This window comes from Nocardia vinacea NBRC 16497, assembly GCF_000308835.1.
Lineage (GTDB): Bacteria > Actinomycetota > Actinomycetes > Mycobacteriales > Mycobacteriaceae > Nocardia > Nocardia vinacea.
In genome coordinates, this window is the sequence record NZ_BAGN01000426.1 from 17,050 (window position 1) to 41,679 (window position 24,630).

A 24,630-nucleotide genomic window follows, 5' to 3' on the forward strand; every position below is an offset into this window, starting at 1 on the left:
GGCTTCGGGCGAGCGGGTTCGAGGTCGTTATCGGCCGGTGACCCGACTGTCGACCAATTCGGCCGTGATCGCATCGAGCCGCCGGGCGCGCTCCGGATCGAAATCCTTGCCCGCCAAGGCGAGTCGCGTGCGGCGTCGGAATGCGGCGAGCGGTTCGGTCGGCGGATGGTCGATCAGTTCGGCGATGGGGACGATGGCCTTGCGCACCGGTTGACCGGCGAGCAGCAGCCACATCTTGGTAAGGAAGCGGTGCGCCCTCGGCAGCGGGTCGGCCATGGCGGTGCGCACCATCAGGGGGTTGTAGAGCACATACCGCGTGCGGGCTCGCGGATGACGTTGCGCAAATGCGACGCCGAGCAGGTCGATGCAGCGCGAGGACTGCATGGCCGCGCGCATGCCGCGAAATCCGGTTCGCAGCTGTAGATCGTCCCATTCGATGGTGCCCGGCAGTCCGCCCGGACCCGCGATATTCATGATGACCGGGGCTTCGGCGCGTTCCAATGCGTCGAAGAGTCCGTGCCCGATGACATAGCGGCTCAGGTAGGCGAGGGCGAACGTGTATTCGAAGCCGTCGGCGGTCTCCTGGCGTTCGGACCGGAAGTTCTGTGCGCCGAAGACGATGCCGTCGACGGTATCGGTGACCGCCGCGACTTCCGCGATGACCTTGTGCATTCCCGCGAGTGTGCTGAGGTCGGCCTGAATGAAGCTCGCCCGGTCGGCGGCGCCGAGTTCGGCGGCCTCGCGCAGGAATCGCTGGCCCTTGACCGTGCCGCTGGCCACTGCGAGCACCCGGTCGCCCCGGCCGAGGAAGTACAGGCCGAGACCCTTGCCCATGCCGTCTGTGCCGCCGGTTATCACGTAGGTGCGCATCGAATCGCTTCTCCTCGAGCCGTTTTCGGATGGGTCATCGGCCGATGACATCGAGGCTAGGAAGTCTGCGAGACGCAAGTCAACAATTGGTGACTTATGGTGACCAGATGACCGAAACCACAGCGCCGGGCCGTCGGCGCGACCGTGCCGCCACCCGATCCGCACTCTTGGACGCCGCCCGGATCCGGTTCGCCACGACCGGATTCGACCGGACCGGGGTCCGCGATGTAGCGGGTGATGTAGGCGTCGACCCGGCGCTGGTGTTCCGGTACTTCGGTTCCAAGGAACAGCTCTATGCCGAGGCGATGTATATCGAGATACCGAAAGGCGTTGCGGCCGACCGGCATCGACCGGTCGTATCGATCGTTGATGCGCTGCTGCGCGATGTCGTCTTCGAGGACTGGCCCGAATTCGGCGGTGAGCATCCACTGGTGGCCGGACTGCGATCTGCCGGTCATGAAGTCGTGCGCGACCAGTTGCGCGCGCAACTCTGCGATGGCTATCTGGGCGAGATGGCCGCGCGCCTGGGCGGCGCGGACGGCGCCTTGCGTGCGGAACTGATCGGCGCGCTGCTGCTCGGGTTGGGGGTCATGCGCACGGTGGTCGGCGCACCGGCGGTCTCCGAAGCGTCATTCGAGCAGACCAGGGTGCTCGTGGCGGGCATGGTGCGATCGCTCAGCGGGGAACGGCCGCGGTGACGGGGCGCGGGATCGGGAAGGTGAGTGGTGCGAGGTGGACGCCGCCCTGAGCCCAGCCCGCACTGGTGACCCACCAACGGTCATCGTCGCGCACGAGTTCGGCGGCGTGGGCGGCGATATGGCCGACCTTGTCGCCGATGCGGAACCGGAAGGGGGTGTCGCTGCGGAATACGTCGGTGCCGACGTAGTGCGGGCGCGGACCGATGAACAAGTACCACCAGCCGCCGTGGTGCACGACGAACGGGGATTCGGTATTGCCCGCTTCGGTGCCGATCGTGGGATCGGTGTATGCGATATGACGGTCGCCCCAGTGCGCGAGATCGCCGCTGGTGCGGTAGGCGACGACGTGGTGTCCGCCGCGCGGTGTACTGGTGGCGCAGTAGTACATGACCCATTTCTCGCCGATGCGCACGACCATCGGATCTCTCGCGTCGTAGCCGTCGAGGAACAGCGGTCCGGCACGGCTGCGGGTCCAACGGAACAGGTCGGTGGAGGTGGCGAGGTTGATGGCGGCGGTGCTGCGGTCGGTGCCGCCGCCCGCGTAGAACATGTAGTAGCGGCCGTCGACGCCGATGACATGCGGTGCCCAGAGATGTGTTTCGCCGTAGCCCGGATCGACGGTCAGGGCGGATGGTCGCTTGGTCCACGGTCCGTGGAGTTGGTGTGCGGTGGCGTGGGCGAATTCTGTTTCGTGGAACGGGTCGGCGGGTTCGGGATGGGTGATGCCGAAAAGGTGCCAGCGGCCGGATTCATCGCGGACGATGGTGTGGTCGTTGATGTACCAGGGGCGTGATTCGCCGCCGCTTGGGTCGTAGATCCTCGTGAACGCGCCTGCTCTCACCACCTCGCGCGTTGCCATACAGCTCATGATGACGTGCGCGGACCTCGCTGAGGTCAGGTCTGCGGCATTGAGATGTCGCGGGTCAGGGGGTCGGTGGGTGCTGCGGGGGTGTTTCTTCGGCGGAGTCGGATGATGGTGGCGTCGATTGCGGGGGCTTCGGCTGCTCGATGATCGTGGTCGGCTCCTCCGACCTCGGCTCGGGTGCCGTCGGCTCGGGCGTTGCGGTCCGGGTCGCCTCGGGCTCATCCGCTGCCGGCCGGGGAACAGTGGACTGAGCCGCTGGTGGCTGGGGCGTTGTCGGCTGAGCTGCTGGTGGTTGCGGAGCCTGCGACGGCGATGCCGTCGGCTGCGGCGTTGTCGTCGCAGGTGCCGCCTGGGGCTCGGCGGACCGCTGCTGGTTACGCCGCAGTACCGCCTGACTGAAGCTCGTACTGCTGAAATGCGTTCCGTAGACCCCGAGTGCGACCACCCCGGCCGCGATCACCGCGACGCCCGCGCTCCAGTCGATATGCCAGAACGCCGCGACAACGCCGACGAGCGAGCTGAGTAGGGCGATGGCCTTGGCCGCGTCATCGGTCATGCTCGGGCTCGGCGCCTGTTCGCCCGACTGCCATTCGTCGAGCATCAGCAGCACCGCGAGCAGTGGCAGCGAAATCGCGAAGGCGATCATGGAGATCCGACCTGATACGCCCAGCGGCGAGGCCGTGAGGAAACCCTGCAGGATGACGACGCCGACGGCGATCAGCCCGCCGTACATCAAGCTGTTCTGCTTGGCGTACTTCTTCTTCTCGGCGGGGGTGGCCAGCTTGGTGTAGTCGACATCGTCGTGCACGCTGGTGACCATACTGGACCTTCGGCGGTAATTCCGGATGAACAGTCACCACGGGGACTAGGCGGCGTCCACCAGCACCGCGCGGAGTTGGGCGAGTTCTGCACCGGATAGTCCATTGGTGCACAGCCATTCGGCCGCGCCGCCCTGGGTGGTGTGCAGTTCGCCGAGGAACCGGATGATCACATCCGGATCGACCGCCAGGATGCCGGTCCGGACCGGTGGCAGCCCGTGATAGGACGGGAGCGCGTCCAGGCGTTCGCGGATGCGTTCCAGGCGTTCGCCGGTGAGTGCGTAATCGGCGGCGATGGCCTCGGCCGGGACACCCACCGCGTCCAGCACCACGGCCGCGAGGATGCCGGTGCGGTCTTTGCCTGCGGCGCAATGGAAGACGACCGAGTGACGTTCGGCATCGGCGATGAGCCGGGTCGCCGCCACGATGGATTCGCCACTGCCGGTGAGGAGTTCGCGGTAGAGCGTGACCAGGTCGTACTGTCTGCCGTCGGGAACCAGATCGGCGGGGGTCGCGACGACGTCGGTGGCCTTGCGTACCGGGAGATTGACCATGCGCACCGCCGCGCTGCCGGTCAGTCGGCCATAGCCCTCGCGCAGCACCTCGTCCGGGTTGCGTAAGTCGATCAGCGTGCGCAGGCCGACCGGTCCGGTCAGGATGGCCAGATCGTCCTCGGTGAGATGCTGCGGTGTGCTGGAGCGGTAGACGACGCCGAATCTGGTTGCGCCGCCGCCGATCACCGGGAGACCGCCGAGGTCACGGACATTATCGATTTCGGCGAACTCTACCCATCGCCGCTGGGCGCTATCGGTGAACATCGCGCTAGTGGGCTCGGCCCGCGGCGGCCTCGTCGGCGCGGCTCAGCCCGCACAGACCGATGAGGTCCTCGTGCAATTCGAACCACACCGTGTGATAGCTGTCCATGACCGGTCGGGCCACCCAGCTGTGGTCGCCACCGTTCATCCGCTCGATGGCGCGGGCCAAGCGGTCGGCGTATGGCGCGAGGCGGGGCGCGATGGTGCCGATGCGTTCGACGAGGGGAACGACGCTGTGGTGCAGTGTGGTCAAGCGCGCCAAAACCGCTGCGTCGTAGGTGTTGTCGGAATGATCGTTCACCGTGCTCGCGTCCTTCATCTGCCAGGCCGTGATGACTGCTTTCAGCTCGGCATTGAACTCGCAGAATTCATCGTAGGCCGCGGCGAGGTCGCTCCGGTCGAGATCGACGCGCTCGTGTTCGAGAAGTCGGCCTAGTTGTTCGCGGCCCTGCGGGGTCAGGCGGATGCCAACGGGTGTGCTGGCGCATAGCCCACGCGTCACGAAATCAGCGGTGTGCGAGGCGGCTTCGGCCGCGGCGATCGTGAGGCTGGTGGCGATGGCGTCCGGTTGTACTCGGCCCTTGATGCCGATCAGGCGCAGTACGGCGAGTTCGGAGACTGTGTTGCCGTTGGTTTCTCGGGGAATCGGCAAATTCGTCGCATCGGAATCAGTTGCCGCTGAGCGATCTTCGTTCGGTTTCGACAGGAACGCCGGTAGCTCCGCCGAGTCGACCTGTGCCCATTGTGCGAGTCGCCCGACATCCTCGATTACCGAGGCATCCACCGCCTTTGCACTCACTTGTCCCGGCCACACGGTGCCCGCCCCACCATCGACGGTGACGACGCGACTGGCCAATGCCTCGACGACCCCTGCACCGCAGCCGACGACGCACGGACGGCCCAGCTCGCGGCTGACCAGCGCGGCATGCGAGGTGGCCCCGCCGAGTTCGGTGACGATGGCCCGCGCCGCGATCATCCCGTGCAGATCATCCGGGCTCGTGGTCGGGCGCACCAAGATCACGTGCTCGCCTGCGGCCGAACGGGTTTCGGCCTCGTCGGGATCGGTGACGACAGTGCCGGAGGCGAGTCCCGGACACGCGGATTCGCCCTGGGCCAGGGGCCGCAGCCCGGTGTCGTCGCCCGATGCGGGCAGTAAAGCCGTGCGCACCTGGTCGGCCCCGACGCGGCGCAATGCCTCATCGGTATCGATGAGCCCCTCGTCGACCATGGCGACAGCGGCGCGAACCGCCGCGCGCGCAGAGCGTTTCGCCGGTCGAGACTGCAACAGCCACAGGCGACCGGATTCGACCGTGAACTCGATGTCCTGGATATCGCGACCGTCACGCTCGAGCAGTTCGGCGGCGGCGAGCAACTGGCGGTGCACCTCCGGCAGCGTCACCGCGAGTTCGTCGAGCGGGCGCGGGGTGGTGCGTCCCGAGACAACATCCTCACCCTGCCCGCCGACCAGCCATTCGCCGAAGACCGCACGCGCACCGGTATTCGGATTCCGGCTGAACAGCACGCCGGTCCCCGAGAGCGCGTCGAGATTCCCGAACACCATGGCCTGCACCGTGACCGCCGTACCGAGCGAGTCGGAAACACCCCGGGTGCGCCGATAGGTCTTGGCCCGCGCGGAATCCCACGAACGGAACACCGCGGTGATCGCGCCACGCAACTGCTCCCACGGATCCTCCGGCACCGCGCCATTCGGATCACCGAGCACGATCTCCCGATACTGGGTGACGAACCGCCGCCGAGTATCGCCGGCGTATCCGGGATTTCGCGTATCGGCGGTCAGCGCGCGCTCGACCGAGTCGTTCATCCCCAGATTCAGAACGGTATCCATCATCCCCGGCATACTCACCGCGGCCCCGGACCGCACCGACACCAGCAACGGATGCTCGGCGGCCCCGAAGCGCCGCCCCGTCCCACGCTCCAACGCGGCGATACCGTCTCGTACCCCCGCCCAGATCTCGGCGCCGAGCACCCCGCCGTTGGCCCCGAATTCCGTCCATGCCTCGGTCGTCAGCACGAATGCGGGCGGCACCGGTAACCCCAACCCCCGCATATGATCAACGCTCCACGCCTTTCCCCCGATCCGCTCCCGCGAAAGACCGCACGCCCCACCGAGTTCCACAACGACCGAACCATCGGCACCGGCCCTCCCGAAGGCGGCCCCCGGTCGCTCCACCGGCTCCACTCCGATCGTCATAACACTCCTTTGATCATCGACAGCCACCGCGCACCCAGCGCATGACAAGGGCAGATATCCGGGCCGCTGGCCCGAACGCCCTGGCAGATGGCGCAACCCCGCAGTGCGCACCCGCGGGCAGCCCGATTTCAGCCTGCCGCCCCGCTCGGCCCGGGCGTACCGGACGTCCCGGTCAGCAGGATGCGCCGACCTCGACGCTGCCCGGCAATGGCCGTGGCTAGGGCACCACGACAACCTTTCCGGTGGCTTGGTTGTTTTCCATGTAGCGGTGGGCCGCGACGATGTCGTCCAGGCCGAAGACACGGTCGATGTTGGGTCGATAGACGCCGGCTTCGACCTGGTGGATGACGCGCTGCAACACGGTCGTGCCAGCGCTGCCCTTGAGGTCGTCGCTGTGGAAAGCCGTGAGCTTGGTTCCGGATGGGATCATCGCTATCGGTTCGAAGTCCGGGATCAGCCATCCGCTGAGCGAGCCCGCCACACACACCGTCCCGCCTCGACGGACGAGGTGCAGCGAGTCCACCGCTGTGCTCGCTCCGACGAGATCCAGCACATAGTCCGGACCCTCGGGCCATACCGCGTGCACGCTCGCCGTCAGCGATTCACCGGTGTCGAGGAGTGCGTGGTCGACACCAGCCGCGGTCAATGCGCCGATCTTGTCTTGCCGCCGAGTGGTGGCCGCGGTCTCGATGCCATAGCCGGTCGCGATCGACGCGGCGGCCATCCCCACCGACGAGGTCCCGCCACGGATCAGTAACCGCCCCTCGCCACCCGGCACGACCCCCAACGCATCCAGCGAGCCCTGCGCGGTCAAGTATGTCTCAGGTAGCGCGGCCAGGACATCCCAAGGCAACATGGTGGTGACCGGCATCAGCAGCGAGTTCGGCAACAACGCGTACTCCGCGTAGCCGCCGTCGAACTCGCGGCCCATCTCACCCATCACCGCCGCAATGGTCGTCCCCTCCGGCAACATCGGATCGGTCGAGGCTGCCACTGTTCCCGCACATTCGATCCCGAGCACACGGGGGAACGTCACGTTCGGGGAATGCCCCTGACGGGTCCTCAGCTCCGACCGGTTCAAGCCCGTGCCCCGCACCCGTACCAGGCTCCAGCCCTCCCGAACCGCCGGTACCGGCAGCTCACGGATCTCCAGTACCTCCGGACCACCGGCCCTGGCACAGACCGCCGCTCGCATTGTCGTACTCACACCACCTCGGCGGCGTGCGGTCGTAGTCCCGGCCGAGTGAAGATCATCGCGCATGGGTTCACTGTCGCCGGAAAACGGCGTGGCCGGCCACCGATAGAATGCCAACTTATGCCCGTTGGCCGCCAACTTGCCCGGACCAGTCAGACGTCACGTCTGTGGCCATCCGGAGGCGTACATCTATGGCCGTCGGGGGGAACAAGCACGGTGCATTCCCATCCACGTGGACATCTGGTGTACGCGGCCCATGGTGTCCTATCGGTCCACACCGAACGTGGCACTTCGATCGTTCCAGCCAATCGAGTCGCATGGACCCCGGCCGGATTCGCGCACTACCACCGCGCGCACAGCCACACCGATATGCGGATCCTGTTCCTACCGGCATCGCTGGCCCGGCTCGCACCGGACCATCCCGCCGTGTTCCTGGTCTCCGACCTCGCCCGCGAAATCCTGCTCACCCTCACCGGCCCACGCGAGCGCGATCGTGCCGCGCTCGCTCGCCTCCGTCGAGTCCTCGTCGACGAACTCCACGAAGCACACGAGCAGCCTCTGCAACTGCCGGAACCACACGACGATCGGTTGCAAGCCATTGCGCAGGTGCTGTACCAGCAGCCCGCGGACAACAGCTCGCTTGCCGAACTCGGGCTGACGATCGGAGCCAGCGCCCGCACTCTCAGCCGACTGTTCCACAACGAACTCGGCATGACCTTCTATCAGTGGCGCACACAACTACGCATCTATCACGCACTCGTCCTGCTCGCCGACGGCCACGACACGACCCACGTCGCCCACGCCTGTGGATGGGCGAACCCCAGCGGTTTCATCACCGCCTTCACCGACATCATCGGCACCACTCCGGGCCGCTATCGAACCGGACGCCACCGCTCGACCACCCGAATGGACTGAGTGGCAAGGCTTTTCAGCGCGACCTGTCCAGGGCGCAGCACAACCTTGAGTTGGTCAGTCTCGCTGACTATAATAGTCAGTGAGACTGACCAAATTGTATCGGAGGCCGATATGGACCGGGATGCGCAGTGGCGGGTCATCGAGCAACAACGACGCGCCGTCGCCGACGTGCTCGACGATCTCGCACCGAACGAGTGGGAGCGCCCGTCGCTGTGTGCGGGCTGGCGGATTCGGGATGTGGCCGCGCATATCGCCTTGGCGCCGCAGCCGCCCGGTCCGGTGGATATGGTTCGTGCGGGGCTGCGGGCGCGCGGGCGGTTCCATCGGCTGAATCACGATGTGTCCGTTCGCTATGCCGACGCGGGTCCGGATCTCGTCGCCGAGATCCGGGCGCATGCGGCATCGCGAAAATTGCCGGTGGTCACCAACTATCGCAATATCCTCTACGACATCATGGTGCACGGTCAGGACATCGCCATCCCGACCGGCAGACAGATCGACCTCCCGATCGAGGCTGCGGCGACGGCGGCCACTCGGGTTTGGGCGATGGGGTGGCCGTTCTGGGCGAAATACCGGCTCACGGGATTTCGGCTCGTCGCCACGGACGCCGATTGGGTGGTGGGTACCGGAGACGAGGTGCGTGGTCGTATCGCCGACCTGCTGTTGCTGACGACCGGCCGCTCGGTCGTGCTGCCGCGCTTGTCCGGTGACGGTGTCGGCAAGCTCTGGATGCGGTTGTCGTATCGAAATCTGGTCCGCGGGTGCGCCGGTCGCGTCGAGGGGTCGCGGCCGACCGCCAATCCCTCGCCGACTCCCGCCCGCTGCGCCGAGTGGTCTTCCTCGTCCACGCCCCGGCCCCGCAACTGATCGAAACCTTCCGCGTCCGCCCCGAGGAAATCGAGCCCATCGACGACAAAACCTGCCTTCTCCGCACCACCGCCGACTCGCTGGAATGGACCGCCGTGCGAATCGCCCGTCTGGGCCTGGAATTCGAGGTCAGAGAACCACCGGAGATGGCGGAAATGCTCGCAGACCTCGGGCGCAAACTCCTTCGTGCGGTGGGCCGGGCAACAGGTGCGTAGCGCCATGAATGTCAGCGTTCATCGAGCGGATTCATCCGAATGTCGAGTTGATGCCGGGTGCGATCAGCGAGATAGCGCGGTAAAGCCGGGCGGGGTAGCGGTATTCGGCGTAGCAACCGTGACGGCGCGCGGCGTTTCGGCCAGTGGACTCGGGGTGCCGTATAGCGTGGCGACGATTACGGCCAGTACGAACAAGCTGCCGAGGGCGAGGGCGATCTGCACCCACGAGGGGCAGGTTTGCTGCGTGGATCTGGTGCTGAACTGCGGTGCATGCCCGAATGGCGCCGGGCGTGGTTGCTGCCGATATTTCACAAGGTGTTCCCTTGAAGTAGTTGAAACACAACTTGATTCGCGGTGGAACGGCGACTTTCCGCCCGAGTCGGAGGCGTCGCGTGGGGAATATCCTGACAGCACAGCAGTTTTAGAGCAACCACTTCCGGGAAATTAGGTGAACCGGTCCGTCAAGCCCGGTTCACCGTCGACAAAGTGCCGACCGGTCTATACCTCGTTTCGAATCTGGGCGGTAATGATGCGCTGGTACCCGGAGCCGAAGATCCTTGGCAGCAAATCGATTACGCGGGCATCGGTGCCGATGAGAATCTTGGCCTTATCCTTTCTGATCCCGCGCAGGATGGTCTTCGCCGCGGATTCGGGCGTCGTCTTGGCCAGTTTGTCGAAGTTGGCGGCGAGCGCGTCGCGGTCGCGGTCGCCGCCCGCGCGAGCCTTCCAAGCGATTTCGGTCTTGATCATGCCGGGATGGACGCTGCTGACTCCGACCGGATGGCCTGCGATCTTCATCTCCTGGCGCAGTGCGTCGGTGAAGCCGCGGATGCCGAATTTGGTCGCGTTGTAGGCGGCTTGGCTCGGGCAGGCGGCGAGGCCGAACATGCTGGAGACATTCGCGATATGGCCGTCACCGGAGGCGATCACCTGCGGCAGAAAGGCTTTCGTGCCGTACATAACGCCCCAGAAGTTGATATCGACGATCCACTCGAAGTCCTCCCAGGTCAGCTCCTCGATGTTGGCGGTGAGCGAGACGCCGGCATTGTTGACCACGACATTGGCCGGACCGAAGTCGGATCGGACGTCATCGGCATGTGCGTAGACGGCGGCACGGTCGGTTACGTCCAGCTTGTATGCCCGCGCCTTGGCCCCGGCTTTCTCGCACAACGCGGCGGTTTCGGTGACATTGGCCAGATTTCGCCCGGACAACGCCAGCTGCGCCCCGTGGTCCGCGAGCTCGAGTGCGAGCGCGCGGCCGATGCCCGCACCCGCGCCGGTGATGACGACGACCTTGTCCTCAAAGTTCTTCACAGCAGCTGTCCTTGGTCATTTGGTGGTGTAGCCGCCGTCGGCGACGAATTCGGAACCCGTGCAGAAACCGGCCTCATCGGAGATGAGGAACAGCACGAGATTGGCCAGCTCGCCCGGTGCCGCGGCCCGGGGGAGCGGCTGGTCGTGCACCATCGAGTGCGAGCGATCGGAATCGGCGGTCATCTCGGTGGCCACGACGCCGGGATGCACCGAGTTGACCCGGATGCCGTCGGCGCCGAACTCCTGAGCGGCGGCCTTGGCCATCCCGCGCACCGCCCATTTGGAGGCGACGTAGCCGAGGATATTGCTGAATGCGATGATGCCGCCGATCGAGGAGATATTGACGATCGAGCCGCCGCCCGCCCGACGCATCGACGGCACAACGGCTTTCATGCCGAGAAACACGCCGACCTGGTTCACATCGATCACCTTGCGGTAATCCGCCTCGGCGAGCCGCTCGATCGGGTCGACGTGCACGATGCCCGCGTTATTGACCAGCCCGGAGACCGGCCCGAAGGTGCGTTCGGCCTCGGCAACCACTGCGGCCCAGGCGGATTCGTCGGTGACATCGAGGGCACAGAACACCGCATGGTCGCCGAGTTCGGCGGCCACCGCCTTACCCTCCTCGACGAGTACATCCGCCACGACCACCGAGGCGCCCTCACTGACCAGTCGACGGGCGAATGCCGCACCCATACCGCGCGCGCCTCCGGTCACGATGACCGTCTTGCCACTCACTCTGTCCACGTCATGCTCCTGAATCGGCGATGTGCTCGGCCGCGATATAGCCGAAAACCATGGCGGGTCCGATGGTCGCGCCCGCGCCCGCGTAGCTGTTGCCCATGACGGCGGCCGAATTGTTGCCCGCCGCGTACAGTCCGGCGATCGGCGCGCCGTCTTCACGTAGCACCCGGGCGTGCTCGTCGGTGACCAGACCGCCCTTGGTACCCAGATCGCCGGGCACCATCTCGACCGCGTAGAACGGACCTTGATCGATGGGTGCCAGACAGGGATTCGGTTGCACCGTGGGGTCGCCGTAGTAGCGGTCGTAGGCGGATTCACCGCGATGGAAGTCCTCGTCGCGTCCGGCGCGCGCGAAACCGTTGAACCGCTGCACCGTTGCGATCAAGGAGTCGGCCGGAACACCGATCTTGGTGGCGAGTTCGGCTAAAGTGTCGGCCTTCTCGATGATCCCGGCATCGAAATACTTCTGCGGGATGGCCTGTTTCGGGAAGGTACCGAGGAACAGGTATCGATCGCGGAAGCGCTGATCCATGATGAAGTGGGCGGGCACGTGACCGACGCCGGTCGCATGCCGCTCGTACATGGTGTGCACCACATCGACATAGCTGGCCGATTCATTGGTGAACCGCTCGCCCGCGTCATTGACCATGATCGCGCCGGGCTGGGATCGCTCGGCCAGGCAGAAGAACGGCGGCCCGTCCGGATTGCGCACCGACGGTCCCCACCAAGCATCGTCCATCAGATCCAAAGCTGCGCCGAGCTTTTCACCCGCCCGGATGCCGTCACCGACATTTTCGGTCGCGCCGACGGTCCAGTCGGTGCTGACCGGCTCGGTGAAGAACTGTTTGCGCATTTCCAGGTTGTGCTCGAAACCACCGGCGGCGAGCACCACACCGCGCCGCGCACGGATGACGATCGGTGTACCGTCGCGCTCCGCGCGCACTCCGACCACCGCGTCGTCGGCGGTAATCAGTTCGGTGAGTGGAGTATTCAGCCATACCGGCACACCGGCGTCGCGCAGCGCCAGCCACAGCCGGGCCACCAGCGCCTTGCCCAGGCTCAGTGGCTGCCGTCCCCGGAACCGGTTCAGCACCGCCTTGGCACCGACCTTCATCGCGGTGCGCTTACCCTTCCAGGTCCGTGCGATCATATTCAGATCGTGGAAGTCGCTGACGGTGAACGCGATTCCCTTCGGGCCGGACATGGTCGGCCGGTTGATCAGCTCCAGATCCTTGCCGAGCAGTCGGCCGTCGATAATCGCCGGTTCGATGCTGCGGCCTTGTGCGAGGCCACCGGGCAGTTCCGGGTGATAGTCGGAATAGCCACGGTCATAGACGAATTGGAGGTGGTTGGTGCGTGCGCCGAGATAGGTCATCATGCGCGGGCCGTTGTCCAGGAAGGCGTCCTGTTTGGCCTGCGGAACGCGATCGCCGACAACGGATTTCAAGTAGACCCTGGCCAGATCCGGGCTGTCGGGCACGCCCTCGCGTACCAGCACCGGATTGTTCGGAATCCATACGCCGCCGCCGGAGCGGGCGGTGGAACCGCCGAAGCTGCCGCTCTTCTCGATCAGCACCACCGAAAGCCCGCGATAGGCGGCGGTGAGCGCGGCGGTCATACCCGCCGCACCCGAGCCGACGACCACAACGTCGTAGGTGTATTCCTCGGACATCTGGCTCCCTTTCCCTAGTAACCGGCGCCGGTGAGCATGCCGCCGTCGATGACGACCTCGGTTCCGGTGCAATAGCTCGCGGCATCCGAGGCCAGGAAGACGGCCGCCTCGGAGACCTCGCCGGGCTGTCCCCAGCGCGGAATAGGCAATCCGGCGAAGAAGGTATTGCCGTCGACGCCGGAGCCCGCAGCCGCCGTCATCGGCGTCGCGATACCGCCGGGATGGATGGAGTTGACCCGGATTCCGCTGGCGCCGAGTTCGCGCGCGGCCGATTTGGTCAGTCCGCGAATGGCGAATTTGCTTGCGCTGTAAGCCGATAGGCCCGCCGCGCCGACAAATCCCTCGACCGAGGAGATATTGACGATCGCGCCGCCGCCGGTCATCGCGGGCGCGGCGGATTTGATGCCCAGCCAGGTACCGGTGACATTCACCGTCATGATCGTGGTGAAATCGGTCAGGCTCATCTCGGCGATGCGCTGAAACCGCAGCAGACCGGCATTGTTGACGAGCACATCGAGCCTGCCGAACTCGTCCACCGCGGTCCGCACCGCGGCCGCCCAGTCGGCCTCGCTGGTCACATCGTGGTGCAGATAGCGTGCGCCGGTTTCGGCGGCCAACTGTTCGCCCTGATCATCGAGCACATCACCGAACACCACCCGCGCACCCTCGGCAACGAAGCGGCGGACATGTTCGGCGCCCATCCCGCGCGCTGCGCCGGTGATCAGCGCGACCTTGTCATCGAGTCGACCCACGTCAGGTCCGTCCTTTCTCCGGCGTCGGTTCGAACGCCGTATGCGATATCGACGCTATGGGCGCGCGGGCGGCGCGAACCGGAATAGTCCCATCCACCGAGACATGCACCTGACCTCAACGAGAGCATCGGAAATATTCCTACTAGGCATATTGAATTTGGGGATGGCGGCCGGCGGAGCCGGCGGGGTGGGAAGAACAGAGTGGAGGCAATGCATGAAGTTCTCGATGATCTTCGAGGCACAGATGACCGACCCGTCGGCCGACCATGAACGGCAGGTATTGCGCGACTGCGTCGAGCAGGCGGTGCTGGCCGAGGAGATGGGGTTCGACACCGTCTGGGCGGTCGAACATCACGGCTTGAAGTGGTACGCGCATATGAGCGCCCCGGAGATCTTCCTGACCTGGGTGGCCGCGCGCACCGAACGGATCCGCATCGGCCACGGCGTGGTGTGTATGCCGTTCAACTTCAATCACCCGGTGCGCGCCGCCGAACGCGCGGCCATGCTCGATGTGCTCTCCAACGGTCGGGTGAACCTCGGCGCAGGCCGCGGCGCTACGCCGCAGGAGACCTCCATGTGCGGTGTCGATCCCGACCGCACCTATCAGGAGGTGGAGGAGTCGCTGCGCATTATCGGCAAGGCCTGGCAGGATCCGGAGGGCGAATTCGAATGGCACGGTGAGCTGCTCGATATCGATCCGCATCCCATGCTCCCGCGTCCGGTGCAGCTGCCGCATCCGCCGCTGTTCATGGCGTGCACCAAGAAGGACACGCTGAAGCTGGCCGCCGATTACGGAATCGGTGCGCTGGTACTGGGTTTCGCGGGTGTGGAGGAGATCGCCGAACTGCGCCGCACCTATGACGCGGCCATTGCCGAGCGGACGGGGGAGAAGTTCGTCTCCACGGTGGTCAACGACCACTTCGCGGCACTGTGCCCGACGATCGTGCTCGACGACCGGGAGAAGGCGCAGCAGATCGGCGCGCGTGGGCAGCGGTTCTTCGCGCAGTCCATCAAGCACTGGTACGGCGCGGGTCCGGTGCCGGACGAGGCTGTCGATCCGACTGTGGACGAGGTGGCCAAGATTCGCGAGGCCGCCGATGAGCATGTGGCGTATCTGCACGAGGCGAAGATTCCGGTGAAGACCGGGGCCACATCGGTTTTCAACGCCGAGCACGCGTACGGCAGCCCGGAGGACGCCATCGCGTACGTCGAGCGGCTGCAGGCGGCCGGCGCCGACGAGATCCTGTGCCTGATCCAGATGGGGACTGTGCCGCAAGAGGCATGTCTGGAGACCATTCGGCATTGGGGCGAGAAGGTCATTCCACACTTCCGGGGAGCGGAGCGAGCCGGAAACATCGGGCAGGGCCGCGCGGCTGAGCGTGTCGAGACAACTGAATTCCTGGGAGCTTGAGATGACCGATCTCACTGGCAAAGTCGCCCTCATCACCGGTGCCGCTCGTGGCCAGGGTGAGCAGGAAGCTCGCCTGTTCGCCGCCGCCGGCGCACGCGTCGTCCTCACCGACGTACTGGAATCCGAGGGCCGGGCAGTTGCCGAATCCATCGGTGACTCAGCCCGTTTCGTCCGCCACGATGTCAGCAGCGCCACCGATTGGGCGGCCGCCGTCGACACCGCGGTCACCGAATTCGGCGGCATAGATGTGCTGGTGAACAATGCGGCGATCTACACCGCCAAACCGCTCGTCGAGACCTCCGCCGCCGAACTCGAACGCATTTTGCGCATCAACCTGATCGGGTCGTTCCTCGGCATCCAGGCCGTCGTGGATCCGATGCGGGTGGCGGGAGGTTCGATCGTGAATATCTCGTCGCAGGCCGGGTTGCAGGGCCTGATGGGGCATTCCGCGTACGGTGCGTCCAAATGGGCGCTGCGCGGGTTGACGAAGACGGCCGCGCTCGAGTTGGGGCCGCTCGGCATCCGGGTCAACTCGGTGCATCCGGGTCCGATCGCGACACCGATGATCGGGCACCTCGGGCTGAGCACCGGTCCCGGCAGCTTTCCCTCGCTACCGCTGGGTCGCGTCGGATTGCCCTCGGAGGTGGCAGATTTGGTGGCATTCCTGGCCTCCGATGCCGCGGCGTTCATCACCGGTGCGGAATTGGCCGTCGACGGCGGATTGTCGGCGGGACAGTTCATTCCGCCGGATGCGCTACCGGCGGTCGGAGCCGCGGGCGGGGAGTGAGCATGCCGCTGAAACCCGAAGCTCAGGTGATCGTCGATGCCGCCTCGGCCGCGTTTCCAGCGCTGGGCACCGAAGTGCTCGATGCCGCCGAGGCGCGTCGGATGCTCGCCGCGCGTCCGGCGGTCCGGGTCGACTCGATTCCGGTGGGGCAGGTCGAGGAGCGTTTGGTGCCGGGACCTGTTGGGGCACCTGAGGTTCGGGTTCGCATGTACTGGCCCGCCGAGTACGACGCGAACCTGCCGGTCGTGATGTTCTGCCACGGTGGCGGTTTCGTCATCTGTGACCTCGACAGTCACGATCAGCTGTGTCGCGCGATGAGCAATGGTGTCGGTGCGATCGTGGTTTCGGTCGACTACCGGCAGGCCCCCGAGCATCGGTTTCCGGCGGCCGCCGAGGATGCGTACGCGGTCCTGAAATGGCTTGCGGCCCAGGCGAGTTCCTTCGGCGGCGATCCAGCCCGCATCGGGGTGGCCGGTGACAGCTCCGGCGGCAACCTGGCCGCCGTCACGGCACTGCTGGCCCGGGATCGCAATGGCCCGGCCATCGCCCATCAACTGCTGGTCTACCCGATGCTCGATCCGGCCCGTGACACCATCTCCTATCGGGAGAATGCCTACGGCTACTTCGTCACCGATGACCATTTGCGCTGGTATTGGGAGCAATACCTCGCCTCGGCCGCGGATGCCGACAACCTGTACGCCGCACCTGCGCGCGCGGCCGACCTGTCCGGCCTCCCGCCCGCCTACGTCATCACCGCCGAATTCGACCCACTCCGCGATGAGGGCGAGGTCTACGGTCGGCGGCTGCGGGATGCGGATGTCGAGACCGTCACGATTCGCTACGACGGCCAATTCCATGGCTTCTTCAGCATGGCCGACAACCTGCCGGATGCCAAAGACGCCGCCGACCAAGCCTTTTCAGCTGTTCGCCGAGCATTGGAGAAGTCATGACCGTCGAACGTCTCGGCACCATCTTTCCCGCCGACAACCTCACCGCCGCAATAGATCTGCTCACCGCGGTACTCGGCACCACCGCGACATTCGTCGACGGCGATCGGTGGGCGCAATTCGATATCGGACCGACCCGGGTCATGCTCGCCGGTGCCGATGAACGCGACATCCCGTCCCTCGCCGTCAAAGTCGTGGATCTCGACGTGACCCTCGCCCGCCTCCGTGCCGCCGGATTTCCGGCCGACGAGCCCGTGACCGGACCGCACGAACGACGCACTTCGGTCCGTCCGTCCCGCGAATCCCCGTGGGCGATAGTCCTCTACGAGCCGTCCTCCGCCGGATAACCGGCTCGTGTGGCTCGGATAACATCGCACCCCACCTGCCATACGCTACCGTATGGGAAGCGTTCCATACGGTAGCGAATGGAGGTTGGGTCATGGTTCGAAATATCCACCAGCGGGAATACCCGGTGCCCGCGGACCAGGTCGGCGCATTGCTCGCCAGGGCCGCCGAGCCGGACAGCCCGGTGTGGCCGCCCGGCTGGCCCGCGCTGGTCCTCGACCGGCCACTCGGTGTCGGGGCCGACGGCGGACACGGCGTCATCCGGTATCGGTGTACCGAGTGGGTGCCGGGCCGCCGCGTGGAGTTCACCGTCGCGCCCGGATCCTTCCTGGTCGGCACGCACAGCCTCGAAGTGCTGGACGGTCCGTGGCCGGACAGCAGCATCCTGCGACACGAGATCGACTGCCGCCTGCGCGGTATCGGCCACCTGCTGTGGCCGGTGGCCATCCGCTGGATCCACGACGCCATGATCGAGGCACTGCTCGACCGAACCGCGGTCTCCCTCGGCCACCCGCCCGTCACCCCGGCTCGCCCGTCGCCGTGGGTCAACTTTCTGCGCTGGATCATGAAGCGCCGCCTATCGGCACGGACCGCCGCACCCGCCTAGCCGGATAAAGCAGCGGCGCGAGCAGTCGCTCATCCGTTACTGTCGCGGATAATCGGACTAGGCCTCATTTTCGGCTGGAAAGTGGGGCGGCAGGAGGCTTTCATGGCATTGTCGGCGCAGGATCGGTTCGAGATCGGTGACCTGATCGCGCTGCACGGTCATCTGATGGACGCGGGTGAGCTCGATCGGATGGACGAGCTGTTCACCGCGGAAATCACCTACGACGTCAATGATTTCGGGTTCGGTGAGCTGCACGGGATTCCGGCGCTGCAGGAGGCCGCGGTCGCGCTCGGCAATGGGAATCCGGTCGGACATCACGTTACGAATGTGGTCATTGCCGAGGTGGACGGCGCGGTCCGGGTGCGGTCGAAGGGGATCGGCATCTACGCCGACGGGACCAGCGGCAGCGTCGAATACGACGATACGGTCGTGCGTGTGGCAACCGGCTGGCGCATCTCGTATCGCCGGGTGATCGCCCACAAGGTGCCGCTGGGTGGCCGGGCGACCAGGTCGGCTTAGGGCGACAAACCGACCGCTTTTCTACTTTTCGCAGCTACATACTTGTTAGCCGCATACGGGCGGTCGTGCGTTGATAGTGTCGCGCAATGTCGGATATGCGGGACGCTCATCTCGAAGCCGAGCCTCCCACCGACCGCCAGGTCGTGCGGCCCGGGGTTGATCCGGAGCGGGCAGTACCGGACAAGATCGAGGTCGACGACGAGGAGAAGCCCGCGCGGATATTGCGCGGATGGGCCGAGTGGGTGGTTGCGACGGCCGCGTTCGCGGTCGCGTTGCTGGTGCTGTGGCAGGTCTTTCGGCCGCTGGCGCAGGGGAGTCAGTACTACCTGGTGATCTTCCTGGCCGGGACCTTGCCGGTGGTATTCCTGGCCTATCGGTCCGGGCTGCGATGGTTCGATCGACGGGATGGTCCGGGTCCGCTCGACTGGTTGTTGGCCGTGGTCGCGCTGGTGGTGTGCCTGTATCCGGTGCTGCCGATGGCGATCGGGTCCGGCGGGGGCGGGTACAACGCATTCCTCGATCGGCAGGGTTTGTTCGATCCGGTCGATATCGCCATGGGCACGGTGCTCTCGGTGTTGGTGCTGGAGGCCTGTCGGCGCACTACGGGCTGGGTATTGCCCGCGGTGTGCTCGGTATTCATCGCCTACGGCTACTATGGCGGGTACCTGCCGCAGCACTGGACCATCGCGCACGCCGGACTCGACTTCGGACAGATCATCGATGCGCTCTACAACTCCGGCAGCGGGTTCTACGGCACGCCACTGGATGTCGCGGCGAGTTATATCGTGCTGTTCACCCTCTACGGCGCCGTACTCGAATTCTCCGGTGCGGCACAGTTCTTCGTCGATCTGTCGGTCGCGGCCTTCCGCCGCTCGCGCGGCGCGGCCGGACGCACCACCGTCGCATCCGGATTCCTGCTCGGCACCGTCTCCGGATCGGGCACCGCGACCGCGGTCACGGTCGGCGCGGTCACCTGGCCGATCCTGCGTCGCGCCGGATATCCGCCGGAACAGGCGGCGGGTGTGCTCGCAGCGGCGGGTGTCGGTGCGATCCTGTCACCGCCGACACTGGGTGTCGCCGCCTTCATCGTCGCCGAATATCTCGACGTCTCCTATGTGACGGTGCTCGGGTGGGCGATGATCCCGACGCTGCTGTACTACTTGGGAATTCTGCTCGCGGTCGAGATCGATGCGCGCCGGCTCGGCGCGGAGTCGGTCGAGATCAGCACCACCTCGGTGTGGCGGCTGCTGGCCCGATTCGGTTACCACTTCCTGTCTTTGATCGCGATCGTGGTGCTGCTGCTGATCGGCGTGAGCGCCGCGCGTGCCGTGGTGTACGCCACCGTACTGGCTTTTGTGCTCGCCTTCCTCGATGCACGCATCCGCGCCGAGGCCCGCTCACCGCGACGAATCTTCCAGATGCTCGGCAGCGGTGTGCGTTCGGCGCTGCCGGTGGTCGCGGTGTGTACGTCGGCGGGGGTGATCACCGCGACCGCCACCAAGACGGGACTCGGCGCGCAGCTGGCATCTCTGCTGGTGAGTGCGGGAAAGGCGTTGTCGGACAACCACACCGTCGTGTTGGCGTGCACCGTGGTGCTCGCCGCGATCGCGCTCGCGCTGCTCGGGCTCGCGGTTCCGGTGACCGCATCGTTCATAATCGGCTGGGCGATCATCGGTCCCGCTCTGCTCGCGCTCGACGTATCCCCGCCCGCCTCGGCGATGTTCGTCTTCTACTACTCGGTGCTCTCCGAGGTGACGCCACCGACCGCACTGGCCGCCGTTGGCGCGGCGGCCATCACCGGTGCGCGTGCGGTGCCGACGATGTGGCAGGCATTGAAGTACGCGCTGCCCGCCTTCCTGGTGCCGATTGTGTTCGTGCTCAGCGGACCCGGCGAATATCTGCTCGGGCACGGGCCGGTGCTCGGTGTGCTGTGGACCACGATCGTGGCCGGTGTCGGCGTTGCGGCACTGGCCGCCGCGACCGGCGGCTGGATCCTCGGCATCGGCCCGGCCGGACTCCCGGCCCGGCTGCTCGCCGCGGTGGCCGGGCTGGCGCTGCTGTACCTGGAACCCGGCGCGCTCGTCGTCGGTCTGGTCGCGCTGACCGCGGCCGTCGGGGTAACGCTGCTCTCACGAAGGAGGACGACTTGAGAAGAGTTGCCATAGGATTCGCCGTCGCCGTGATCTCGGCCGGATTGCTGACCGGATGTGGGGGCCGCCGCGACACGCCGCAGTCCGACACCGGCGGCGAGGTCACCTGCGAGGTGCAGAGTGAGACCCGCGTCGGCATCGCGACGGGCAATTCGACCGGGGTGTACTTCGCGCTCGGCAATGCCTACGCCGACCAGATTTCGCAGGCCACCGGCGGCAAGGTGAAAGCGACCGCGGCCGAAACCGGTGCGTCGGTGCAGAATATCCAGCAATTGGTGGCAGGCACCTATCAGGTCGCATTTTCCCTCGCCGATACCGCCGCCGACGCGGTGCTCGGCAACGCCAGCTTCGACGGCAAAAAGCAACCAGTGCAAGCGCTTTCGCGACTCTACCCGAACTATACCCAGGTAATCGCGCGCGCCGGCGCCGATATCGAATCGGTCGCCGATCTGCGCGGCAAACGGGTCTCCACCGGCTCGCCGAAGTCCGGCACCGAGGTGATCGCCCAGCGGGTACTGCAGGCGGCCGGGTTGAATCCTGATAACGATATCGAGGCCCAGCGCCTGGATCTCACCAAGACGGTGGACGGTATGAAGGACGGCTCGATCGACGCCATGTTCTTTTCCGGCGGCCTACCGACACCCGGTATCACCGATCTGTTGACCTCCGACAAGGGTAAGGTGCATTTCCTCGATATCTCCGAACTCACCGGCAGTATGCACGCGGTCAACCCGGTCTACGAGGAAGGCACGATTCCGGGCACCGTCTACGGATTGTCCGCCGATGTGAAGACCATCGTCGTGCCGAATCTGTTGCTGGTGCGCGACGATCTGGACGCGAACCTGGCGTGCATCCTCACCAAGACGCTGTTCGATCGCAAACCCCAACTGGAACAGGCCAATTCGGCCGCGAAAGGGATCAGCCGCGATACCGCGACGATTACCGCACCGGTGCCGCTGCACCGCGGTGCGGCGCACGCCTTGACGAAGTAGCTCAGGCGGCCAACGCTTCGGTCAACGCCCGAGCGATATCGACTGTGGCGGTGATGAATTCGTCGCGTTCGGACTTGGTCGTCGATGCCAGCAGCGGCCCCGATTGGACTTCATACGCGGCCGTGCCCTTCGCATCGAAAACCGGTGCGGCGAGATAACTCAGCGGGAGTTCGGCATCGGAGTCGAGTTCTGCCTTGGTGAATGGCCGCGAGGTGAGAAACGCGAGGCGGCGCAGCGCTCGGGTGCGCAGGTGCGGCTGCACGAGTTCGGTCCCCATCGCGCTCAGTAGGTCGGCGAGGAGTTCGACCGTGCCCGCATCATCGGTGCGTGGGCGGAACAGGGCAACGCCGCGATCACGCACGAGCGTGAGCAGCCCGCTCGCGACGCGGCGGTCCGAGTCGGGTGCGGTGGCGAGCCAGGTGTTCTGTTCGGCCGCCGAACGCCACGGCATTACGCTCGCCCCCGCCGGAAATTGCATCGGGATGCGATGGCCGACGGGGATGCCGGGGACGACGCGCTCGGGTCCGTGGCGCACATCGAGCACCGTGAGGTGATCGGGCTCGATACGACTCAATGTCGCGCCGTAGCCGGTCCGCACGGTGAGTTCGGCGAGGATATCGCCGAGTGCGTGCGGCAGTGCGGGACCGTGCAGATTCGCCAGCGTCGGACCGAGACCGTATCCGCGGCTCGCGTCGCGTCGCACCCAGCCCGCCGATTCCAGTTCGGCCAAGATCGCCGTCGCGGTCGCGCGGGCGATATCGAGCCGGTCCGCGATGCCCGCGACGCTGATCGGCTCCGGCGTCGCGGCGAGCAGCGACACGATATCGATGACGCGGCGGGTCGGCGGGGACGGGGACCGGTCGGACATGTGCAACCCCTTGTGCGGCTCGGCGGGACAGCTCTACGATGACGAATATTACGACAGAATAGCGTCGAATATTCGACAGTTGGAGTGCGCATGATCCTGGACAGATTCCGAATCGACGGACAGGTCGCCGTCGTCACCGGCGCGGGGCGCGGCCTCGGCGCGGCGATCGCGGTGGCCTTCGCGGAGGCGGGCGCGGATGTCGTCATCGCATCCCGCACCAAGAGTCAGCTGGACGAGGTCGCCGAGCAGATCGCGGCGGTGGGCCGCCAGGCCCACGTGGTGCCCGCGGATCTCAGCGATATCGAGGCGACCGCCGGACTGGCCGCCGCGGCCGTCGAACGTTTCGGGCGGCTCGATATCGTGGTCAACAATGTGGGCGGTGCGCTGCCGTGCCCGCTGCTCGATACCACGCCGGACGCGCTGGTGGAGGCATTCAACTTCAACGTGACCAATGCGCATGCGCTGGTTCGCTCGGCGGTACCGAGGATTCTCGAAACCGCCGGTGGCGGTTCGATTCTCAATATCACCTCGACCATGGGCCGCCTGCCCGGCCGCGCCTTCGTCTCCTACGGAACGGCGAAAGCGGCGCTGGCGCATTACACCCGGTTGGCGGCGATGGATCTGAATCCACGCATCCGGGTGAATGCCATTGCGCCCGGGTCGATTCTGACCTCGGCGCTGGAGATCGTGGCGGGCAATGATGCGATGCGCGCCGAGCTGGAGGCCAAGACGCCGCTGCACCGCATCGGCGAACCCGAGGATATCGCCGCCGCCGCACTGTATTTGGTGTCGCCCGCCGGAAAGTACGTCACGGGCAAGGTGCTCGAACCTGACGGTGGCCTGATCGCGCCGAATCTCGATCTCCCGCTTCCGGATCTGTCGTGAGCGAGCGTCAGCGAGTGAACCATAAGCACAGCGCGCTGTGGCGCACGGCGGAGCCGAGCGTCAGCGAGGCGGAGTCATGAGCTACCGCGTAGTCCAATGGGGCACCGGGAATGTCGGTGCACATGCGCTGGCGGGCGTGATCGCGAATCCGGATCTCGAGCTGGTCGGAGTATGGGTGTCGGGTCCGAAGAAGGACGGGCTCGACGCGGGAACCATTGCCGGACTCGATGATCCGGTCGGTGTGACCGCGACGACGGATACCGAGGCGATCCTGGCCGCGAAACCCGACTGTGTCGTCTACTGCTCGATGACCGACAATCGACTGCTGGAGGCCGTCGAGGATCTGCGCAGATTGCTCAGCGCGGGCATCAATGTGGTGGCGTGTGCGCCGGTGTTCTTCCAGTACCCCTACGGCGTGCTGCCCGACGAATTGCTGAAGCCGATCCAAGAGGCTGCGGCACAGGGCAATTCGTCGCTGTGGGTCAATGGCATCGATCCCGGTTTCGCCAATGATCTGCTGCCGCTCGCGCTCGCGGGCACCTGCCTGCGCATCGACCAACTGCGGTGTCTGGAGATCGTCGACTACGCCAGTTACGACAACCGCGAGGTCATGTTCGACATCATGGGCTTCGGCAAACCGCTGGACGAGATCCCGATGTTGTTGCAGCCCGGGGTGCTATCGCTCGCGTGGGGCGGCACCGTGCGCCAGTTGGCGGCGGGCATCGGTGTCACCCTCGACGCCGTCACCCAGACCTACGAGCGCATCCCCGCTGCCGAATCCTTCGATATCGCCACCGGCCATATCGCCGAAGGTACCGCCGCGGCACTGCGTTTCGAGGTTCGCGGCATGGTCGGCGACGAGCCCGTAACGGTCCTCGAGCACGTCACGCGCCTACGTCCCGACCTGTGCCCCGATTGGCCGCAGCCCGCTCACCACGAGGGCTCCTATCGCGTCGAGATCACCGGCGAGCCGAGTTACGCCATGGATCTGGTCACCTCGAGCCGCAATGGCGACCACAACCACGCCACCCTGCTGGCGACCGCGATGCGCATCGTCAACGCCGTCCCGGCCGTGGTCCAGGCCCCATCGGGCATCCTTACGGCCCTCGACCTTCCTCTGATCACAGCGCCCGCGACTCGCCCGGCGTAGTTACCCCGAGGGAGAGC

General features: G+C 66.0%; 26 protein-coding genes. 14 read left to right on the forward strand and 12 right to left on the reverse strand.

The genetic code is table 11. The annotated features are described in order from the left end of the window. Window positions 1-27: 27 nt before the first annotated feature. Window positions 28-870 (reverse strand): SDR family NAD(P)-dependent oxidoreductase, encoded by an 843-nt coding sequence (locus ON44_RS44510; protein ID WP_040701412.1) that lies wholly within the window; start codon window positions 868-870, stop codon window positions 28-30. Between the two features lie 107 nt (window positions 871-977). On the opposite strand from ON44_RS44510, the gene ON44_RS44515 reads away from it, so the two are divergent. Then, window positions 978-1,568, forward strand: a complete 591-nt coding sequence (locus tag ON44_RS44515; protein WP_040701475.1) for a TetR/AcrR family transcriptional regulator — start codon at window positions 978-980, stop codon at window positions 1,566-1,568. Here ON44_RS44515 and ON44_RS44520 read toward each other — a convergent pair. The 5 genes from ON44_RS44520 to ON44_RS44540 all read right to left on the reverse strand — a co-directional run bounded on the left by ON44_RS44520 (window position 1,546) and on the right by ON44_RS44540 (window position 7,485). Further along, complete coding sequence (locus tag ON44_RS44520) at window positions 1,546-2,427, reverse strand: glycoside hydrolase family protein (protein WP_040701415.1); 882 nt, start codon at window positions 2,425-2,427, stop codon at window positions 1,546-1,548. The genes ON44_RS44515 and ON44_RS44520 overlap by 23 nt on opposite strands. A 64-nt stretch (window positions 2,428-2,491) precedes the next feature. Then, entirely contained in the window at window positions 2,492-3,241 is a 750-nt protein-coding gene (locus tag ON44_RS44525) for a hypothetical protein (RefSeq protein WP_157187637.1), read from the reverse strand. 57 nt (window positions 3,242-3,298) lie between these two features. Beyond that, window positions 3,299-4,069 carry a tyrosine-protein phosphatase gene (locus ON44_RS44530; RefSeq protein WP_051183387.1) on the reverse strand — a complete coding sequence of 257 codons (771 nt, stop codon included), beginning with the start codon at window positions 4,067-4,069 and terminating at the stop codon, window positions 3,299-3,301. 4 nt (window positions 4,070-4,073) lie between these two features. Beyond that, window positions 4,074-6,278 carry a pyruvate, phosphate dikinase gene (locus tag ON44_RS44535; RefSeq protein WP_063721735.1) on the reverse strand — a complete coding sequence of 735 codons (2,205 nt, stop codon included), beginning with the start codon at window positions 6,276-6,278 and terminating at the stop codon, window positions 4,074-4,076. A gap of 217 nt (window positions 6,279-6,495) precedes the next feature. Beyond that, window positions 6,496-7,485, reverse strand: a complete 990-nt coding sequence (locus ON44_RS44540) for a zinc-binding dehydrogenase (RefSeq protein ID WP_218007779.1) — start codon at window positions 7,483-7,485, stop codon at window positions 6,496-6,498. A gap of 204 nt (window positions 7,486-7,689) precedes the next feature. On the opposite strand from ON44_RS44540, the gene ON44_RS44545 reads away from it, so the two are divergent. The 3 genes from ON44_RS44545 to ON44_RS44555 all read left to right on the forward strand — a co-directional run bounded on the left by ON44_RS44545 (window position 7,690) and on the right by ON44_RS44555 (window position 9,470). Next, complete coding sequence (locus tag ON44_RS44545) at window positions 7,690-8,388, forward strand: AraC family transcriptional regulator (protein ID WP_040701421.1); 699 nt, start codon at window positions 7,690-7,692, stop codon at window positions 8,386-8,388. A 111-nt stretch (window positions 8,389-8,499) separates the two neighbouring features. Continuing rightward, a complete protein-coding gene (locus tag ON44_RS44550) occupies window positions 8,500-9,255 on the forward strand; it encodes a maleylpyruvate isomerase family mycothiol-dependent enzyme (RefSeq protein WP_063721736.1) in 756 nt (251 codons plus the stop codon). Beyond that, complete coding sequence (locus tag ON44_RS44555) at window positions 9,219-9,470, forward strand: WYL domain-containing protein (protein WP_040701423.1); 252 nt, start codon at window positions 9,219-9,221, stop codon at window positions 9,468-9,470. Before ON44_RS44550 ends, ON44_RS44555 begins: the two co-directional genes overlap by 37 nt. 63 nt (window positions 9,471-9,533) lie before the next feature. Here the strand turns inward: ON44_RS44555 and ON44_RS51205 are convergent, their stop codons facing one another. From ON44_RS51205 to ON44_RS44575, 5 genes are all read right to left on the reverse strand, one after another. Further along, on the reverse strand, window positions 9,534-9,782 hold the full coding sequence (locus tag ON44_RS51205) for a hypothetical protein (protein WP_157187638.1): 249 nt from the start codon (window positions 9,780-9,782) through the stop codon (window positions 9,534-9,536). A gap of 186 nt (window positions 9,783-9,968) precedes the next feature. Beyond that, window positions 9,969-10,784, reverse strand: a complete 816-nt coding sequence (locus ON44_RS44560) for an SDR family NAD(P)-dependent oxidoreductase (RefSeq protein WP_040701425.1) — start codon at window positions 10,782-10,784, stop codon at window positions 9,969-9,971. Between the two features lie 15 nt (window positions 10,785-10,799). Next, window positions 10,800-11,531 carry a glucose 1-dehydrogenase gene (locus ON44_RS44565; RefSeq protein WP_040701427.1) on the reverse strand — a complete coding sequence of 244 codons (732 nt, stop codon included), beginning with the start codon at window positions 11,529-11,531 and terminating at the stop codon, window positions 10,800-10,802. Window position 11,532: 1 nt separating this feature from the next. After that, window positions 11,533-13,200: a 3-oxosteroid 1-dehydrogenase gene (gene kstD / locus ON44_RS44570; RefSeq protein WP_040701428.1), complete on the reverse strand. Its 1,668-nt coding sequence runs from the start codon at window positions 13,198-13,200 to the stop codon at window positions 11,533-11,535. Between the two features lie 14 nt (window positions 13,201-13,214). Then, window positions 13,215-13,952 (reverse strand): glucose 1-dehydrogenase, encoded by a 738-nt coding sequence (locus ON44_RS44575; RefSeq protein ID WP_040701430.1) that lies wholly within the window; start codon window positions 13,950-13,952, stop codon window positions 13,215-13,217. A gap of 214 nt (window positions 13,953-14,166) precedes the next feature. Here ON44_RS44575 and ON44_RS44580 point away from each other — a divergent pair, with 214 nt between their 5' ends. The 8 genes from ON44_RS44580 (at window position 14,167) to ON44_RS44615 (ending at window position 21,710) form a co-directional block, all read left to right on the forward strand. Next, window positions 14,167-15,363 (forward strand): LLM class flavin-dependent oxidoreductase, encoded by a 1,197-nt coding sequence (locus ON44_RS44580; RefSeq protein WP_083898562.1) that lies wholly within the window; start codon window positions 14,167-14,169, stop codon window positions 15,361-15,363. Between the two features lies 1 nt (window position 15,364). After that, entirely contained in the window at window positions 15,365-16,150 is a 786-nt protein-coding gene (locus ON44_RS44585; protein WP_040701432.1) for a glucose 1-dehydrogenase, read from the forward strand. A gap of 2 nt (window positions 16,151-16,152) precedes the next feature. Then, entirely contained in the window at window positions 16,153-17,100 is a 948-nt protein-coding gene (gene lipP1 / locus ON44_RS44590; protein ID WP_040701433.1) for a LipP1 family hormone-sensitive lipase, read from the forward strand. Next, complete coding sequence (locus ON44_RS44595; protein WP_040701434.1) at window positions 17,097-17,444, forward strand: glyoxalase/bleomycin resistance/dioxygenase family protein; 348 nt, start codon at window positions 17,097-17,099, stop codon at window positions 17,442-17,444. Before lipP1 ends, ON44_RS44595 begins: the two co-directional genes overlap by 4 nt. Before the next feature lie 92 nt (window positions 17,445-17,536). Continuing rightward, on the forward strand, window positions 17,537-18,049 hold the full coding sequence (locus ON44_RS44600) for a hypothetical protein (RefSeq protein ID WP_040701435.1): 513 nt from the start codon (window positions 17,537-17,539) through the stop codon (window positions 18,047-18,049). 102 nt (window positions 18,050-18,151) lie between these two features. Further along, window positions 18,152-18,568 (forward strand): nuclear transport factor 2 family protein, encoded by a 417-nt coding sequence (locus ON44_RS44605; RefSeq protein WP_040701436.1) that lies wholly within the window; start codon window positions 18,152-18,154, stop codon window positions 18,566-18,568. Between the two features lie 86 nt (window positions 18,569-18,654). Further along, entirely contained in the window at window positions 18,655-20,718 is a 2,064-nt protein-coding gene (locus ON44_RS44610) for a TRAP transporter permease (protein WP_245567567.1), read from the forward strand. After that, window positions 20,715-21,710: a TAXI family TRAP transporter solute-binding subunit gene (locus tag ON44_RS44615; RefSeq protein WP_040701437.1), complete on the forward strand. Its 996-nt coding sequence runs from the start codon at window positions 20,715-20,717 to the stop codon at window positions 21,708-21,710. Before ON44_RS44610 ends, ON44_RS44615 begins: the two co-directional genes overlap by 4 nt. Window position 21,711: 1 nt before the next feature. Here the strand turns inward: ON44_RS44615 and ON44_RS44620 are convergent, their stop codons facing one another. Beyond that, complete coding sequence (locus tag ON44_RS44620; protein WP_040701438.1) at window positions 21,712-22,578, reverse strand: helix-turn-helix domain-containing protein; 867 nt, start codon at window positions 22,576-22,578, stop codon at window positions 21,712-21,714. A gap of 90 nt (window positions 22,579-22,668) precedes the next feature. On the opposite strand from ON44_RS44620, the gene ON44_RS44625 reads away from it, so the two are divergent. Both ON44_RS44625 and ON44_RS44630 read left to right on the forward strand, forming a co-directional pair. Beyond that, window positions 22,669-23,463, forward strand: a complete 795-nt coding sequence (locus ON44_RS44625) for an SDR family oxidoreductase (protein WP_040701439.1) — start codon at window positions 22,669-22,671, stop codon at window positions 23,461-23,463. A 76-nt stretch (window positions 23,464-23,539) separates the two neighbouring features. Then, window positions 23,540-24,613: an NAD(P)H-dependent amine dehydrogenase family protein gene (locus ON44_RS44630; protein ID WP_040701440.1), complete on the forward strand. Its 1,074-nt coding sequence runs from the start codon at window positions 23,540-23,542 to the stop codon at window positions 24,611-24,613. Window positions 24,614-24,630: the final 17 nt, after the last annotated feature.

What these genes read in the sequence shown, in the direction of transcription:
- ON44_RS44510 (WP_040701412.1), bottom strand. Translation starts at nt 870, where the DNA reads ATGCGCACCTACGTGATAACCGGCGGCACAGACGGCATGGGCAAGGGT.
- ON44_RS44515 (WP_040701475.1), top strand. Translation starts at nt 978, where the DNA reads ATGACCGAAACCACAGCGCCGGGCCGTCGGCGCGACCGTGCCGCCACC.
- ON44_RS44520 (WP_040701415.1), bottom strand. Translation starts at nt 2,427, where the DNA reads ATGGCAACGCGCGAGGTGGTGAGAGCAGGCGCGTTCACGAGGATCTAC.
- ON44_RS44530 (WP_051183387.1), bottom strand. Translation starts at nt 4,069, where the DNA reads ATGTTCACCGATAGCGCCCAGCGGCGATGGGTAGAGTTCGCCGAAATC.
- ON44_RS44535 (WP_063721735.1), bottom strand. Translation starts at nt 6,278, where the DNA reads ATGACGATCGGAGTGGAGCCGGTGGAGCGACCGGGGGCCGCCTTCGGG.
- ON44_RS44550 (WP_063721736.1), top strand. Translation starts at nt 8,500, where the DNA reads ATGGACCGGGATGCGCAGTGGCGGGTCATCGAGCAACAACGACGCGCC.
- kstD (WP_040701428.1), bottom strand. Translation starts at nt 13,200, where the DNA reads ATGTCCGAGGAATACACCTACGACGTTGTGGTCGTCGGCTCGGGTGCG.
- ON44_RS44580 (WP_083898562.1), top strand. Translation starts at nt 14,167, where the DNA reads ATGAAGTTCTCGATGATCTTCGAGGCACAGATGACCGACCCGTCGGCC.
- ON44_RS44585 (WP_040701432.1), top strand. Translation starts at nt 15,365, where the DNA reads ATGACCGATCTCACTGGCAAAGTCGCCCTCATCACCGGTGCCGCTCGT.
- lipP1 (WP_040701433.1), top strand. Translation starts at nt 16,153, where the DNA reads ATGCCGCTGAAACCCGAAGCTCAGGTGATCGTCGATGCCGCCTCGGCC.
- ON44_RS44595 (WP_040701434.1), top strand. Translation starts at nt 17,097, where the DNA reads ATGACCGTCGAACGTCTCGGCACCATCTTTCCCGCCGACAACCTCACC.
- ON44_RS44600 (WP_040701435.1), top strand. Translation starts at nt 17,537, where the DNA reads ATGGTTCGAAATATCCACCAGCGGGAATACCCGGTGCCCGCGGACCAG.
- ON44_RS44605 (WP_040701436.1), top strand. Translation starts at nt 18,152, where the DNA reads ATGGCATTGTCGGCGCAGGATCGGTTCGAGATCGGTGACCTGATCGCG.
- ON44_RS44610 (WP_245567567.1), top strand. Translation starts at nt 18,655, where the DNA reads ATGTCGGATATGCGGGACGCTCATCTCGAAGCCGAGCCTCCCACCGAC.
- ON44_RS44620 (WP_040701438.1), bottom strand. Translation starts at nt 22,578, where the DNA reads ATGTCCGACCGGTCCCCGTCCCCGCCGACCCGCCGCGTCATCGATATC.
- ON44_RS44625 (WP_040701439.1), top strand. Translation starts at nt 22,669, where the DNA reads ATGATCCTGGACAGATTCCGAATCGACGGACAGGTCGCCGTCGTCACC.
- ON44_RS44630 (WP_040701440.1), top strand. Translation starts at nt 23,540, where the DNA reads ATGAGCTACCGCGTAGTCCAATGGGGCACCGGGAATGTCGGTGCACAT.